At 51.4% G+C, this 697-nt stretch carries 1 pseudogene; it reads left to right on the forward strand.

Features of this window, described 5'->3' with window-relative positions:
• Positions 1 to 697: pseudogene (locus tag R7093_RS25635) on the forward strand (alpha-glucosidase); the annotation flags it as partial.

Here is a 697-nt window from a genome sequence, read left to right on the forward strand (position 1 = left end):
GTTGCGCTTCGTGACTGACCGTTCTTCGCTGGTGGAAACGCTCATCACTAATAAAACTGAACGTGATATGAACTTGGCGTTGGAGTGGGATGGCGAGTTGGTGAAATACGCGCTGTCGACGCGCAAAGACCAAACCGTGGCGCAGTACTACCCAGATTACAAGCGCCAGATTTCGACCATCGAGAACGGCATTAAAATTAACTTTAGCGAGATGAAAGACAACTGGGCGATCCGTAATGACCGCGATGCCGAGTTCCGCATTACTCGTTCTCTACCGACTAAGACGTTCACCAACGAAACCTCCTTCAGTTCTACCGCGGAGATGAGCCTACCAGCTGAGCGAACATCGGCGGTTTATACGGCGTATTCTAACCTGCACAATGCGAAAGAAGTGCAGTCAGAATCGTTGAAATTGCAAGATGTGTTGGCGAAGCCAACTCAATACATGGAAGCGTCGAAAGCGCGTTGGGACGGCTATTTAGCGAATGGTCTTATCAACAAAGAAGCGACAGCAGACCAAGCTCGCGTAGCGGTAAAAGCGATGGAGACCCTAAACGGTAACTGGCGCTCTGCGGCGGGCGATATTGAACAAGCGACAGTCACGCCATCGGTCACTGCGCGTTGGTTCTCTGGTAACTTAACGTGGCCGTGGGATTCGTGGAAACAAGCGTACGCGATGGCGCATTTCAACCCAGAT

The organism is Vibrio sp. 1580, assembly GCF_033340055.1.